Source organism: Soonwooa buanensis (assembly GCF_900167905.1).
Taxonomy (GTDB): domain Bacteria; phylum Bacteroidota; class Bacteroidia; order Flavobacteriales; family Weeksellaceae; genus Soonwooa; species Soonwooa buanensis.
In genome coordinates this window covers 144,277-159,023 of record NZ_FUYZ01000002.1, presented here as the reverse complement: position 1 = coordinate 159,023, position 14,747 = coordinate 144,277, and the positions used below count along the sequence as shown (strand labels likewise).

Sequence of the window (14,747 nt, the reverse complement as noted above, 5' to 3'; positions counted from 1 at the left end):
TTTTAAATAAAACTAAAGTGAATTTAGCTTTTCGATAAAATCTTTGGTTGCAATTTCTAAGTCTTGAAAACTCGAATTATTATAGATTACGAAATCCGCTTTTTTAATTTTTTCACGCTCTGGCATTTGTTTTTCGATAACTTTCTCAACTTCACGATAAGTTTTCCCATCACGATCCATGACACGTTTTATCCTTGTATTTTCGTCCGCCGTAACTAACAAGCTTTTAAAACATTTTTTATGAAGTCCAAGTTCAAACAACAAAGCAGTCTCTTTAAACAAAAATCTTGTATCATGATTTTTAACCCAATTTTCAAAATCGATAGCCACGGCAGGATGGATCAAATGATTAAGTTGCTCTAGTTTTGACTTATCATTAAAAACAATATCCGACACATATTTTCGGTTATATACACCGTCAACATAAGCCTTCTCCCCTAGTAATTCTTTTATTTTCTGAATTAAAACTTCATCTTCATTAACTATATCTTTCGCACGATCATCAGAATAATAAACCGCAAAACCTTCGCTCTCAAGAATCTCAGCTACACTAGTCTTTCCCGAGCCAATACCACCAGTTAATCCAACGATATTCCTTGTCCTTTGTTCTTCCATTTTAATAACCAAAAACTTCGTTGAAAGAATAAGTTTGATCCAGTCTTACACCTTTTTCAGTCATTTTTAGACTTGCTAATTCGTTGTGTGCATCATGTTCAAAATAAATAAGATATTCGTTATCCACACATTGTTTTAAGAATTTTTCCTTCTCAGCTACCGTCAACAAAGGTCTTGTATCATAACCCATCACATACACCAACGGAATATGCCCTGCAGTTGCAATAAGATCCGCTGCAAATACAATCGTTTTTTCTTGATATTGGATAACAGGCAACATTTGTTTTTCTGTATGGCCATCCACAAAGATGACATCCATTTTCAATTCTGGTGCAAATCCATAATTACCCGTTTTAGGAATCGGCAAAAAGTTAAGTTGACCACTTTCTTGAATTGGCAAAATATTCTCCTTTAGGAAACTTGCTTTCTCGCGAGGATTTGGGTTAACCGCCCAATCCCAATGGTTTTCGTTAGTCCAAAAATGTGCATTTTTGAAAGCAGGACGATAACCAGATCTGTCATCATTCCATTCGATAGCGCCACCACAATGGTCAAAATGCAAATGCGTCAAAAATACATCCGTAATATCTTCTCTTACGAAACCATACTTTGACAAGTTTTTGTCCAAACTGTCATCACCCCAAAGCGAATAATGTCCAAAGAATTTATCATCTTGTTTATTACCAAGTCCGCAATCGATTAAGATTAATTTTTTACCATCTTCAACTAACAAAGAGCGCGTGCCGAGTTCGATAAGGTTTTTCTCATCAGCAGGATTGGTTTGGTTCCAAATAGATTTTGGGACGACGCCAAACATTGCACCGCCATCTAGCTTGAATTTTCCACATTGTATGGGATATAATTTCATATATTTTTTTTCTTTGATTTAAATTTAAAATAATTCGCCTGGACTTTTAGGTTTGGTTAAATTAAGATGCGTATAAGCTTTCTCAGTCACTTCCCGACCACGCGGCGTTCTAATAATAAAACCTTCCTGAATTAAATAAGGTTCATAAACTTCTTCCAAAGTTTCAGGATTTTCGCCAATCGAAGTTGCCAAAGCACTGATACCAACAGGTTTTGCTTTAAAATTCTGAATCATCGTCAACAAAATCTTATTGTCCATTTCGTCCAAACCAAATTCGTCAACGTTAAGAGAATCCAAAGCGTATTTAGTAATATTAATTTCGATTTCGCCGTTACCTTTTATCTCTGCAAAATCGCGTACACGACGAAGCAAAGCATTAGCAATTCTCGGCGTACCACGACTACGTCTTGCAATTTCGATTGCAGCATCTTCGTAGATTTTAATACCCAAAACTCGAGCACTTCTAACGATAATTGTCGACAGCAATTCGATATTATAATATTCTAATCGCGACTGAATCCCAAATCTCGCCAACAAAGGTTTTGTCAACATACCAGATCTTGTCGTAGCGCCAACCAAAGTGAAAGGATTTAATCCAATCTGTACGCTTCGAGCATTAGGTCCAGTTTCTAACATAATATCGATCTTGAAATCCTCCATCGCAGAATACAAATATTCTTCAACAATAGGTGAAAGTCGATGGATCTCATCAATGAACAAAACATCGTTTTCTTCAAGGTTGGTCAACAAACCAGCAAGGCTTCCAGGTTTGTCAAGAACTGGTCCAGAAGTAATTTTGCAACCGACGCCCAACTCATTTGCAATAATGTGCGACAAAGTCGTTTTCCCAAGACCTGGTGGTCCATGCAAAAGAACATGATCTAAGGCTGCACCACGGTTTTTGGCTGCTGCGACAAAAACTTCTAGATTTTCTAAAGTCTTACGTTGTCCCGCAAAATCCTGAAACGACTGGGGACGAATTTGCTCCTCACTCATCAACTCTTCAGGCGAATAATTGTCTTTATCGGGATGAAGAAACTCCGGCATTGTGTTAAAATATTAATGTTGATACTCAAAGATAAGATTTTCTCCTCGGAAAAAAAACCTAGCAAGCGACTAATAAAAAATAAATTAAAAATTAGGTTTAATATAATTTTGTAAAGCACTGAATTAAAAGTAAATTTGTAGAAATCTAATAAAAAAAGTAAAAATATATGTCAACTTACGTAGTTGTTGGTCTTCAATATGGAGATGAAGGAAAAGGTAAAATAACCGACGTTCTGTCTGCAAAATCTGACTATGTTGTACGCTTCCAAGGTGGCGATAACGCAGGTCACACCGTATACGTAGGCGAGGAAAAATTCGTACTTCACCTTCTGCCTTCTGGCGTATTACAATGTAAAGGAAAATGCATCATCGCGAATGGTGTGGTTGTTAATCCTAAAGCATTCATCAAAGAAATTGAAACTATCGAATCTAAAGGTCTAAAAACTGACCACGTATTCATCAGCCGTAGAGCGCATGTTATCATGCCTTATCATATCTTGATGGACACTTACCGCGAAGAAGAAAACGGTGGTACACAAATCGGAACTACAAAAAAAGGAATTGGCCCTTGCTACGAGGATAAAATTGCTAGAATTGGTATCCGAATGATTGACCTTTTGAACCCTGAAGTTCTTCGTGAAAAAATCGAAAAAAACTTAAAAGTAAAAAATTCAATTTTTGAAAAATATTTCGAAAAACCAACTTTAGATGTTGAAGAAATTTATAATGAATTCCTTGCTTTAGGTGAAAGATTAAAAGATAGAATCGTTGATACAGAGCTAGAAATTAACGAAGCAATTCGTGACAACAAGAATATCTTGTTCGAAGGTGCACAAGCGCTAATGCTTGACATCGATTTCGGAACTTATCCATACGTAACATCATCTTCGCCGTCAACAGGTGGCGTTTGTACAGGAGCTGGTGTGCCGCCAACGGCTTTACAAAACTTAATTGGTGTTGCAAAAGCTTATACAACAAGAGTTGGTAACGGACCTTTCCCGACAGAATTGGACAACGAACTAGGTGAAAATATTCGTCAAATCGGAGGTGAGTTTGGTGCGACAACAGGTCGTCCTCGTAGAACTGGTTGGTTAGATTTGGTATCGCTAAAACACGCTTGTATGATCAATGGTATTAATAATCTTGTGATTACAAAATTGGATGTTTTATCAAATATCGGAAAACTAAAAATTGCTACACATTACAAAACTGAAGACGGAAAAGTTATCGACTACTTCACATCTTCAACAACAAAACTGTACAATTACGAGCCTATCTATGAAGAGCTTGAAGGTTGGGAAGAAGACATCACAAAGGCAAGATCTTATGATGAACTTCCTGCTAATGCTAAAAAATACATTGAGTTTATCGAAAATTATCTAGGCATCAACGTATATTTAGTTTCTGTTGGACCAGAACGTTCGCAAAACATTATCAGAAAAGAGTTATTCTAAAATACAAACCCTTTTAAAAGCTTCGAATTATTCGGAGCTTTTTTATTTAATTTAAGAAAATTTAAGTTTTTTAACATTTCTTTTTAACAACTTTGGAATTGTAATTGTCATAGCTAACACGATAAACAAAATTATTTCGTTATTCATCATAACGATATAATTATAAAAGGAGATTGTTATGAAAAAGATATTTTTAAGCGGATTCGCTACGATAATGTTGGTTGTTTCTTGTAATAAACAAGATAAGCAGGTTGAAAAATCTTTAGAGCAACAAAAAATTGAATATCAAGCTCGACAATTGGACATTGAAAAACAAAAGCTAGCTATCGAAAAAGAAAAAATGGAGTTTGAAAAAACAAAAATGAAAGATAGCATTACAAAAGCTGAAGATAACAAAAAAGCCGTTGTTAGCAATACGTCAACGTCTACTAAAAAGAAAAGAAGTTCTGGCTCATCTAGCTATAACAACAATAATAGTTATGCAAGCTCATCTGGTAACTCTAACACAGGAGCGTCGTCTGGTACAACAACCACGGCGCCTCAGAAAAAAGGTATGAGTTCTGCTGCTAAAGGTACCATTATTGGTACAGTTGGTGGTGCTGCAGCTGGGGCAATTATTTCTAAGAAAAATCCAGGACTTGGCGCTGTAATTGGCGGCGTTGTAGGTGGCGCAACTGGTTATACCATTGGTAGATCCGAAGACCGAAAGTCTGGTCGTGTACAAAGAAAGTAGTAGTTAGTTATATATTTTTATGAAAAGATTGTCTATTTTTAGGCAATCTTTTTTTATGCTGTATCTACTGCTGACAACGACTTTACTACTTATTATCTTTTACGGATTAGGAAATCTGTATCAAAAGTTGTTGCCTTTTTATGAAGAAAGAATTTCGACTAATATTTTTATTGGACTTTCGATTACGACAGCAATTTGGACATTAGCAGCATTTTTCATTCCTATTAATTATATAGTAGAAATAGTTTTTTCTATTGTAGGTATTATTTCTTTCATCTATTTTAAAGCCTATCAAAAGTTTTTTATCTTTTTTAAAAGACAGTCAAAGTTTTTCTATTTCTGTTTGTTAGTAATATTGCTTGTCGGTAGTTATTACCCTTTCATTCTTGATCATTTTGGATATTATGTTCCAACAATTAAATGGACGCAAGAATTTGGTTTGGTTAAAGGTATTTCTAATCTTGATATGCTTTTGGGACAATATTCGCCTTGGCATATTTTACAAACGGGATTTTCAAATTTTATCGATCCTTATTTAAGATTAAATACTTTTTTACTGATTGTATTTTTAGTCTACATTTTCGAATCTCGAGCTTGGATCGGTCTAGTTTTCACGCCAATATTTTTTGTTTTTGCGCAATCGCCTAGTCCAGATTTACCAACCTTGATTTTAAGTTTTATCATTGTAAAAGAAGTTCTCAGCCAATCGCGACATGCAAAGTTTTTGTTTCTATTGTCATGTTTAGCATTCATTATAAAACCAACATCCTTCTGGTTAATAATCTTTTGCTTCGTTTATTTTTGGTTTATCAAGCGCAACAAAATCATTTCATTATTACCAGGTTTTTGTTTAATCCTACTCTATTTTTTAAAAAACATTTGGACGTTTGGACATCCATTTTTCCCCGTTGGTTTTCCAGATTTAGGATTAAGTTGGCAAGCAAATCCTCTACTTTTAGAACTTTCTAAACAAACCAGCACAGAGCTAAGCTACGATTTACAATACAGTTATCAGGATATACAAAAATTCAGTTTTAAAGATTATGTTTTTAATTGGCTAAATCTTGACGGCATCAAAGGCATTATCCACAAATTATTTGTGTTGACACTTGTTGGACTCGTTTTTTTATCAGTTTTAAAAAAGAAAAAAATAATCAGTTTATTAGTCGGATGTATTTTATTGAAAAGTATTTTAGTGCTTATATTTTCCGCTCAATATCGTTTGTTTTTGGACGTTTTCTTAGTCGCTGGGATTTTAATTTTTGCTAAAACTTGGTTTTCATTTGCGAAATTAGGTTTCATCAGTTTATCGATTGTAGCCATTATCATTTTAAGTATTCCGCAAACTTTACAAAATTCAATACCAAGCTTCAGTTTAGGAAAAATGATGACAGGTTGGGATACAAAACAATTAGTGCGTCCATCTAGTTTTTCTTTAAATAAATACAAAACTTATCAAATCGGAAATCTGAAATTCGATATTGTTAAAGATTATCCATTCTCGTTTGACACTGCATTACCCGCAATTTCGCCCGATTATCTTCTCGATTATCAAAAAGCGGGCATCTTTCCCCAAAAAATAGGTCAAGACTTAAAAAATGGATTTGTTTGGAAAAAAATGAACACTCAAGAACAACAAGAACTCCAAAGGATTATTAAACAAGTATATCCTTAACATCCTTTTATTCATCAATATTTAGGCATAAAAAAACCTCCACACGAGGTGGAGGCAAAAACACAAATGATGAAAAAAATTATTGAGATCCTAAATTAAGAGTAATTAAACTCCAATTCATTGATCTATGTTAAGAAATGAAAAAAGAATTTTTCGAGAATCTTAACGTCAGCGAATTTAAAGTATTTTTTATTAAATGCAAACTTTTTTTTCCATTTTTTTAAAACCATGCTATGCATAAATAATTTTTGCGAGAAAAAATATAATTCACAATTAATTAGGATTTCAATTAAAAAAACGAATAAAATTCTAAAAAATAATTTATTTTAATTATTTCATTAACGTAATTGAAATTTTTATTGTATAAAAATAATCACTTTTATAATTTTGACTCATATTTATTAATAAAAACTTCAAAAACTATTAAAATATGTGCGGAATTGTATGTTTGTTTGATGCAAAACAAAAAACAGAGACACTGAGACCTCAAATCTTAGAAATGTCCAAAAAAATCAGACATCGTGGACCAGACTGGTCAGGAATATTCCAAAACGAAAAAGTAATATTCTCACACGAAAGATTAGCGATTGTCGATCCAACTTCTGGAAAACAACCTTTGTTTTCAACAGATGGAAAACTGGTTCTCGCAGTCAACGGCGAAATCTACAACCATCAAGAACTTAGAAAAGAATTTCCAGAATACGGATTTTTAACAAAATCTGACTGCGAAGTTATTTTGCCTCTTTATCAAAAATATGGAAAAGACTTTTTAGAAAAACTTAATGGTATTTTCGCCTTTGCTCTTTACGACATCGAAAAAGATGAATACCTCATCGGTCGCGATCATATGGGAATTGTACCACTTTATCAAGCTTGGGATAAGCAAGGTCATTATTATGTCGCTTCGGAATTAAAAGCTTTGGAAGGCTTTTGCAACAAGATTGAAGAATTCCCAGCTGGACATTTATTATTTAGCCCAGAAGGTCACGAACCGCAAAAACACTATGCTCGCGATTGGGAAACTTTCGAGCAAGTTAAAGATAACGAAACCGACATTGCAAAAATTAGAAAAAGCTTAGAAGAAGCTGTCCATCGACAATTGATGAGTGATGTTCCTTATGGTGTTTTGCTTTCTGGTGGTTTAGATTCTAGCATTATTGCAGCAGTTACTGCAAAATTTGCGCGTCAACGCATCGAAAGTGGAGATACGCAAGAAGCGTGGTATCCAAGATTGCACAGTTTTGCAGTTGGACTAGAAACCTCCCCCGATTTGGTAGCGGCAAAAAAAGTTGCAGAACATATCGGCTCGGTTCATCATGAGGTTAAATATACTGTTCAAGAAGGATTGGATGCTATTCGAGATGTAATTTATCATTTAGAAACTTATGACGTCACGACGATTCGTGCATCGACGCCAATGTATCTTTTGGCAAGAGCTATAAAATCGATGGGGATTAAAATGGTTCTTTCTGGCGAAGGCTCCGACGAATTATTTGGAGGATATCTATACTTCCACAAAGCGCCATCTGCACAAGCTTTCCATGAAGAGAATGTTAGAAAATTAGGAAAACTTCATCTTTATGATTGCCTTCGCGCTAACAAATCTTTAATGGCTTGGGGCATCGAAGGTCGTGTTCCGTTTTTGGATAAAGAATTTATGGATGTTGCGATGACCATCAATCCAAAAGACAAAATGATTACACCTGATCGTATGGAAAAATGGGTACTCCGAAAAGCTTTTGAAGATCTTTTACCAGAAAGTGTCGCTTGGCGTCAAAAAGAACAGTTCAGCGATGGCGTTGGCTATTCATGGATCGACACATTGAAGCAAGTTGCTGAAGAAACTGTCAGTGACGACATGATGGCAAACGCAAAATACCGCTTCCCAATTAACACGCCAATGAGCAAGGAGGAATACCGCTACAGAAGTATTTTCGAAGAACATTTCCCGAGTGATAGCGCTGCATCTTGTGTGCCGTCTGTTCCGTCAGTTGCATGTTCTACACCAATCGCTTTAGAGTGGGACGAAGCTTTCAAAAAAATGAATGATCCGAGTGGTCGTGCGGTTAAAGTCCACGAAACAGCCTACTAAATCAACATTAACGAATATTAAAAAAGCGACTTCAAAATTGAGGTCGCTTTCGGTTTTATTTCCAATGTATAAGTCCTAACTTTGCAAAAAATACAGAATATTGGGACTTTTCAGAGTATATGTTGACTCCTTCAAAGGCTTATCCAAAGAAGCTTGGATGCTATCGATTGTCATGTTAATCAACAGATCAGGATCGATGGTATTGCCTTTTTTAGGTGTTTACATGACAGACAAATTAGGATTCGGATTAAAAGAAGCGGGATTGGTATTGATGTTTTACGGCATTGGTTCGGTTATCGGTTCTTGGATTGGCGGTTATCTCACAGATAAACTTGGAGAATATCGTGTCCAGAGTTTTAGTTTGTTTTTGAGTGCGCCGCTATTTATGTTCATTCCATTTTTTCCAACTTTGGAAGGGATGATGAGCATTATATTAATACAAAGTATCATCAGCGAATCCTTTCGTCCAGCCAATTCTGTTGCGATCACAAAATATGCTAGACCAGAAAATATTACACGTGCTTTTTCATTAAACAGAATGGCGATTAATCTTGGTTTCTCAATTGGTCCAGCTTTGGGCGGAATTCTATCGGCAATTTCTTATAACTTTTTATTTGGTGTAAATACTGTTGCTGCGCTTGTTGCAGGCATTATGTACGTTGTATTTTTTAGAAAAAGAAACATCATTTTTAAAGCTAAACAAAAACTTAGAAAAAAAGAGGACATCATAAAACCAGTTGGAAAATCACCTTACAAAGACGTGAAATTCATTATATTTTCATTGCTGTGTATGTTGTTTTCAATTTGTTTTTTCCAATTCTTTAATACGATTCCGATTTTTTATAAAGAAGTTGCGCATCTCGACCAAACCAGCATTGGATACATTTTGGGTTATAGTGGTTTTATCATCGTTGTTTTAGAAATGTTGATTGTCAACTTTGCAGAAAAGCATTTTACCATTGGACAAACCTTATTTGTTGGTGCTTTGGCATGCGGAATTTCGTATTCGTTACTGGCATTTGATCATCATATTTTCACCTTGTTATTATCAATGACGATCTTAAGTGTTGGTGAAATTTTAGCACTTCCATTTATGTCAACGGTTACTGCGATGCGATCCGAAGGCGGTAACAAAGGGGCATATATGGGACTTAACGGGATGGCATTTTCGTTTTCATTTATTATCACACCGATTTTAGGAACTAATGTTGCCAGCGAACTCGGTTTTAATACACTTTGGATTGGCTCAGGAATTATCCTTGCAATTGCAGCTGTAGGACTTTGGTGGATCAGCAACCTCATGCTACAAAATAAAAAATCCGAGCATTAAACTCGGATTTTATTTTTAAATACGCTTCTTATTTCATATTGCGGACTTCGTTAAGAAAGTCAACAATATCGTCACCAGAATAATCTGCCATTCCTTCAGTGATGTGTGCAACGTTTCCATTTTTATCGAAGATAACCGTCGTTGGGAGACTTCCTCGGAAAAACTCTGATGGGATATTCCCTATTGGGAAATAAACTGGTAAATCGAGCTTTTTATTAGTCATAAATTTGACCGCTTTGTCTTTATTAGATTCTGCTTCCAAAATCACAAAAGCGACATCTTCTTTATCTTTAAATTTGTCATAAAGCTTTTGGATAGAAGGCATTTCGGCAATACAAGGTCCACACCAAGTTGCCCAAATATTCATAAAAACAACTTTTCCTTTTAGTTCTTCAAGGCTTAAAGATTTTCCTTTTGCATCAACAAAAGACATTTTAAAATTAGACTCTTTTACAAGTTTCGGCTCATTCGCATTTCCAGTAATTTCGGCAGGTAATTCTAATTTTGGTTGAAAAAAGCCTAGCTTCATAAGGCCTTGTTGGGCATAAGCTTTAACTTCTGGGACAAAAACGATGGACAATGCAAGTCCAATCAACATGATATTGAATGATTTTTTCATTATATTTTTAATTTTCGGATTCATAATAATTTATTTTAAAAGAGTTTCTAACTTGAATATCAATTCAAATTTTAAGTAGGAAAAAACGAATAAAAAATTATGAAAAGAGTGCATCACGCTGCTGCTGATACAGTATATACAGCGGAATAGATCGCGAAAGTGGAAAATCAACATTAGCATTTTCTAATTGTTGATGTTCTTGAAAAAGAATTTTTGAATTAAAACCGAAGCTTAAATCTTCCGATTTCTTCTGTTGAATAGAAAACTTTTCTTGTTTATTTTCTAAAGCAGCAAAACTACAAGAACTAACCGATTTAAGACTTTGTCCGCAATAGTTTTCGATATTAAGGCTTTGCGTCAATGCGATTTTGATACCGCAAGATGCCACCAAAATACCAAGGCTTAAACATAAAATGCTCAAGCTTTTAAAGAATTGTCGGTGTAAAATCGAAGTCTTCATCATTGCAAAATTAACATCAATAATTATTTAAAACTAATTTTTAACAAAGTTTATAATTCAAAAAAAATCCGCTTCTCGAGAATTTCAAGAAACGGATTCACACACACATAACTATAAATTTATTTTTTTGTAAACTCTGCAAAAACAGTGATGTCAACATTTTTACCGACAGCTGCTCCTGATGGATCATAGCTTACACCATAATCGAAACGATTAATTTTAAACTTAGTTTGGATACCTAGCTTCTCATTCCCTTGTTGATCTTTAGCTTTTCCACCATAAGTTAAAGTCACAACAATTGGCTTGGTCACGCCTTTTATTGTTAAATCACCTTGCAACACATAAGCGTTATTTTTTGCTTTGTGGATCGATGTGCTTTTAAAAGTCATCGTTGGGAATTTTTCAACATCGAAAAAATCAGCACTTTTCAAATGTTTGTCACGAGGTTCAACATCGGTATCAATAGAATTGGTATCAATTGTAAAATCAAATTTTGCATCTTTAAGATCTGCATCACTTGTTAAAATTGAAGCATCAAACTTATCAAAGCGCCCTTGTACAAAGCTAATTCCCATATGTTTGATATTAAAATTAAATGAAGAGTGCATTGGATCAATTGTCCAAGTTGATTGCGCAAATGACATTGTCACGGCAAACATTAACATAAAAGATAAGAATAATTTTTTCATAATAATTGAGTTTTAAAATGAACTGCAAAATTAGTAATATAACTAAAAAAGCTACTTGATGTATGATAATAAATCGTGGCAAAAGTTTACTTTTGTTTTTTAATAAATTTTAAGAATGAGTTCTGCAACTTTATTATTACTATTCGTATTCGCATATTTTATCGGATTACTTGTGATTTCTTATTTTACAAGTCGTAATTCTGACAATCAATCTTTCTTTATCGGGAACAAAAAAAGTAAATGGTGGCTCGTTGCTTTTGGGATGATTGGAACGAGTCTTTCGGGCGTAACTTTTATTTCGGTTCCGGGGACGGTTGGCAAGATGACGGACGGCGCTTATCCGTTTGGTGGCTTCGAATATTACATGATGGTTGTCGGCTTTTTCATAGGCTACTTTATTGTTGCAGCTATTTTGCTTCCGCTTTATTACAGAATGAATTTGACCTCGATTTATACTTATCTGGGTAAAAGATTCAATGTTGAAGCACACAAAATTGGCTCTGTATTTTTTATTATTTCGAGAGCAATTGGTGCGACTGCAAGATTATATTTGGTAGTTAATGTGTTGCAAATTTTCTTGTTAGAGCAAATCGGAATTCCGTTTTGGTTAACGGCTTTAGTTTTACTTTTAATGGTGCTACTTTATACGTTTGAAGGCGGTGTAAAAACCATTGTCATCACTGATACTTTGCAGACTTCTTTTATGATTATCAGTTTGGCAGCTTGTATTATTTATATCCTTAATCATCTTAATATTTCTGTTGGCGATGCTTATACACTTTTAGAAAAACAAAACTACACGCACCTCATCAATACGGATATTAATTCTAAAACATTTTTCTTAAAAACCATCATTGGCGGTATGTTTATCACGATTGCGATGACTGGACTTGACCAAGAAATGATGCAGAAAAACATTTCTGTTGACAATCTTAAAAATTCAAAAAAGAACATGTTAACTTTTGCAGGAACATTGTTGATTGTCAATTTCGCATTCTTATTTCTTGGTGGACTTTTATACCTATTTGCGTTACAAAATGGCGCTGAATATATGCAAATCACCAAATTGGTTAACGGACAAGAAACGATACAAAACCTTTTCGGGATGAAAGATGCAGCAGGAAATGTTAACAACATTATGGGTGACGACCTCTTCCCTGCTTTGTCATTGCAAGGTTATTTTCCAATTTTTATTTCGGTGATTTTTATTATTGGACTTATTTCGGCATTGTTTCCTTCTGCTGATGGCGCTTTAACAGCCGTTACAAGTTCTTATTGTGTCGACATTCTTAACATTAATGAAGATCAAACAAAATCTGAAAAACAGAAAAAACGTCTTCGTATGAAGGTGCATTTAATTTTCACGATTGTTTTCTTTATTTTAATTATGATTTTTAAAGCAATTAATGATAAATCCATCGTATATCTCATCATGGAAGTTGCTGGTTACACTTATGGACCACTTCTAGGATTATTCGCTTTTGGAATCTTTACTAAATATCAAATTTCAAAAAAAGGAAGCATTTTGGCGGTGACTTTAATCGCGCCAGTTTTGACTTATATTATCAATTATCTAGTAACCAATTATACGTCTTACCGCATCGGCGTTGAGTTAATTGTGTTAAACGGACTACTAACTTTCATCGGATTATATTTAATTAAAAACAATAAAACTATCGAATATGAAAAAGCTTAGCATCTTTTTATTTTTAGGATTTTGTCAATTATTTTTTGCTCAAAATTTTGAAGTTTCTACTTTAAGAATTGGTGATTTTAAAGTCTTTATGCCAAAAAGTGAAGCTGATAAAATTGCGAAAAAAGCGCTTCAAACTTTTGAAGATTACGAAAAAACAAATAAGGTTAGTCTTAATGGAGAAAATGTTGATGTGACGCTGATGGATCAATGGGTTGACGAAAACAAACCAATGCAAAAGCAAGTCTATTCACTTAAAACGAAAAGTCCAAAATTCAAAACAAAAAGCGGAATGGGCGTTGGTAATACAAGAGATCAACTTATCGACACTTATAGAAATTATGCAAATTTTGAAGTTCATCAATATAAAGATGAAAACGGTAAAAATGACAAACAATCTTTTTTCACATTAAATGATTACGATGCTGGCACTTACTTAACTTTTGTGATGGAAAACAATATTGTTGTTGAAATCATGGTCGGAATGAACGAAGGTTGCTAAAGTCTAAATTAACAAGCAATTAACACCTGTTAAGTTTCGAAAACAAAAACTAAAATCGTAAATTCGCAACACGAAAAAATTTAAAAATGAGTAAAAATATCGAAGAGCTAAAAAGCTTGAGTACACAAATCAGAAGAGACATTGTAAGAATGGTTCACGCAGTTAACAGTGGACATCCGGGCGGATCTTTAGGATGTGTAGAATACTTCACAGCCCTTTATGGAAAAGTAATGAACTACAACTTGCCTTTCACAATGGAAGGTAAAAACGAAGATTTATTCTTCTTATCAAACGGACATATTTCTCCGGTATTTTACAGTACACTAGCTAGATTTGACTTCTTTCCAGTAGCAGAATTAGCAACTTTCAGAAAACTTGATTCTAGATTACAAGGTCACCCAACGACACACGAAGGACTTCCTGGTATTCGTGTAGCATCGGGATCTTTAGGACAAGGACTTTCTGTCGCTTTAGGCGCTGCACAAGCTAAAAAGTTAGATGGTGACAAGTCAATTGTGTATTCACTTCACGGTGATGGCGAATTACAAGAAGGTCAAATCTGGGAAGCTTTGATGTATGGAGCGGCTAAAAAAGTTGACAACATCATCGCAACTATTGACTACAACGGAAGACAAATCGATGGCGATACAGATGATGTATTAAGCCTTGGTGATCTTCATGCAAAACTAGAAGCTTTCGGTTGGTTGGTTCTTGAAGAGAAAAACGGAAACGACCTAGAAGCAGTTATCGCAATTTTAGAAAAAGCAAAATCAGAAACTGGAAACGGAAAACCTGTTGCTATTCTTCTACATACAGAAATGGGACAAGGTATCGATTATATGATGGGTTCTCACGCTTGGCATGGTAAAGCGCCAAACGATGAGCAATTGGCAAGTGCACTTCAGCAACTTCAACTTGACGAAATTACAGACTACTAAACATCTAATAATCGAAACAAAAAAGAAATCCT

At 34.6% G+C, this 14,747-nt stretch carries 14 protein-coding genes; 8 read left to right on the top strand and 6 right to left on the bottom strand.

All coding sequences use genetic code 11. From position 1 onward, the window contains the following. Positions 1-12 precede the first annotated feature (12 nt). The 3 genes from coaE to ruvB are packed head-to-tail and all read right to left on the bottom strand — an operon-like array spanning position 13 to position 2,530. Complete coding sequence (coaE, locus tag B5X62_RS03905) at positions 13-615, bottom strand: dephospho-CoA kinase (protein WP_079666087.1); 603 nt, start codon at positions 613-615, stop codon at positions 13-15. A 1-nt stretch (position 616) separates the two neighbouring features. Then, a complete protein-coding gene (locus tag B5X62_RS03900) occupies positions 617-1,483 on the bottom strand; it encodes an MBL fold metallo-hydrolase (RefSeq protein WP_079666086.1) in 867 nt (288 codons plus the stop codon). A gap of 24 nt (positions 1,484-1,507) precedes the next feature. Then, on the bottom strand, positions 1,508-2,530 hold the full coding sequence (gene ruvB, locus B5X62_RS03895; protein WP_079666085.1) for a Holliday junction branch migration DNA helicase RuvB: 1,023 nt from the start codon (positions 2,528-2,530) through the stop codon (positions 1,508-1,510). Between the two features lie 167 nt (positions 2,531-2,697). On the opposite strand from ruvB, the gene B5X62_RS03890 reads away from it, so the two are divergent. The 5 genes from B5X62_RS03890 (at position 2,698) to B5X62_RS03870 (ending at position 9,814) form a co-directional block, all read left to right on the top strand. After that, positions 2,698-3,984: an adenylosuccinate synthase gene (locus B5X62_RS03890; RefSeq protein ID WP_079666084.1), complete on the top strand. Its 1,287-nt coding sequence runs from the start codon at positions 2,698-2,700 to the stop codon at positions 3,982-3,984. Between the two features lie 178 nt (positions 3,985-4,162). Next, positions 4,163-4,717, top strand: coding sequence for a YMGG-like glycine zipper-containing protein (locus B5X62_RS03885; RefSeq protein ID WP_079666083.1), 555 nt, complete (start codon positions 4,163-4,165; stop codon positions 4,715-4,717). A 55-nt stretch (positions 4,718-4,772) separates the two neighbouring features. Continuing rightward, positions 4,773-6,392 (top strand): LIC_10190 family membrane protein, encoded by a 1,620-nt coding sequence (locus B5X62_RS03880; RefSeq protein ID WP_079666082.1) that lies wholly within the window; start codon positions 4,773-4,775, stop codon positions 6,390-6,392. A 430-nt stretch (positions 6,393-6,822) separates the two neighbouring features. Beyond that, positions 6,823-8,484, top strand: coding sequence for an asparagine synthase B (asnB, locus tag B5X62_RS03875; RefSeq protein WP_079666081.1), 1,662 nt, complete (start codon positions 6,823-6,825; stop codon positions 8,482-8,484). 157 nt (positions 8,485-8,641) lie between these two features. Next, the gene (locus B5X62_RS03870) at positions 8,642-9,814 is read left to right on the top strand and encodes an MFS transporter (RefSeq protein ID WP_079666364.1); all 1,173 of its coding nucleotides are present in this window, start codon (positions 8,642-8,644) and stop codon (positions 9,812-9,814) included. A gap of 28 nt (positions 9,815-9,842) precedes the next feature. Here B5X62_RS03870 and B5X62_RS03865 read toward each other — a convergent pair whose 3' ends face one another. The 3 genes from B5X62_RS03865 to B5X62_RS03855 all read right to left on the bottom strand — a co-directional run bounded on the left by B5X62_RS03865 (position 9,843) and on the right by B5X62_RS03855 (position 11,582). Further along, positions 9,843-10,433, bottom strand: coding sequence for a TlpA family protein disulfide reductase (locus B5X62_RS03865; protein WP_079666363.1), 591 nt, complete (start codon positions 10,431-10,433; stop codon positions 9,843-9,845). 97 nt (positions 10,434-10,530) lie between these two features. Continuing rightward, entirely contained in the window at positions 10,531-10,896 is a 366-nt protein-coding gene (locus tag B5X62_RS03860) for a hypothetical protein (protein ID WP_144038289.1), read from the bottom strand. Between the two features lie 116 nt (positions 10,897-11,012). Next, positions 11,013-11,582 (bottom strand): YceI family protein, encoded by a 570-nt coding sequence (locus B5X62_RS03855; protein ID WP_079666079.1) that lies wholly within the window; start codon positions 11,580-11,582, stop codon positions 11,013-11,015. 115 nt (positions 11,583-11,697) lie between these two features. Between B5X62_RS03855 and B5X62_RS03850 the strand changes: the two genes are divergently transcribed. The 3 genes from B5X62_RS03850 to B5X62_RS03840 all read left to right on the top strand — a co-directional run bounded on the left by B5X62_RS03850 (position 11,698) and on the right by B5X62_RS03840 (position 14,715). After that, entirely contained in the window at positions 11,698-13,278 is a 1,581-nt protein-coding gene (locus tag B5X62_RS03850) for a sodium:solute symporter (protein ID WP_079666078.1), read from the top strand. Continuing rightward, positions 13,265-13,777, top strand: a complete 513-nt coding sequence (locus tag B5X62_RS03845) for a hypothetical protein (RefSeq protein WP_079666077.1) — start codon at positions 13,265-13,267, stop codon at positions 13,775-13,777. Before B5X62_RS03850 ends, B5X62_RS03845 begins: the two co-directional genes overlap by 14 nt. A gap of 86 nt (positions 13,778-13,863) precedes the next feature. Beyond that, positions 13,864-14,715 carry a transketolase gene (locus B5X62_RS03840; protein ID WP_079666076.1) on the top strand — a complete coding sequence of 284 codons (852 nt, stop codon included), beginning with the start codon at positions 13,864-13,866 and terminating at the stop codon, positions 14,713-14,715. The last annotated feature ends 32 nt before the right edge of the window (positions 14,716-14,747 follow it).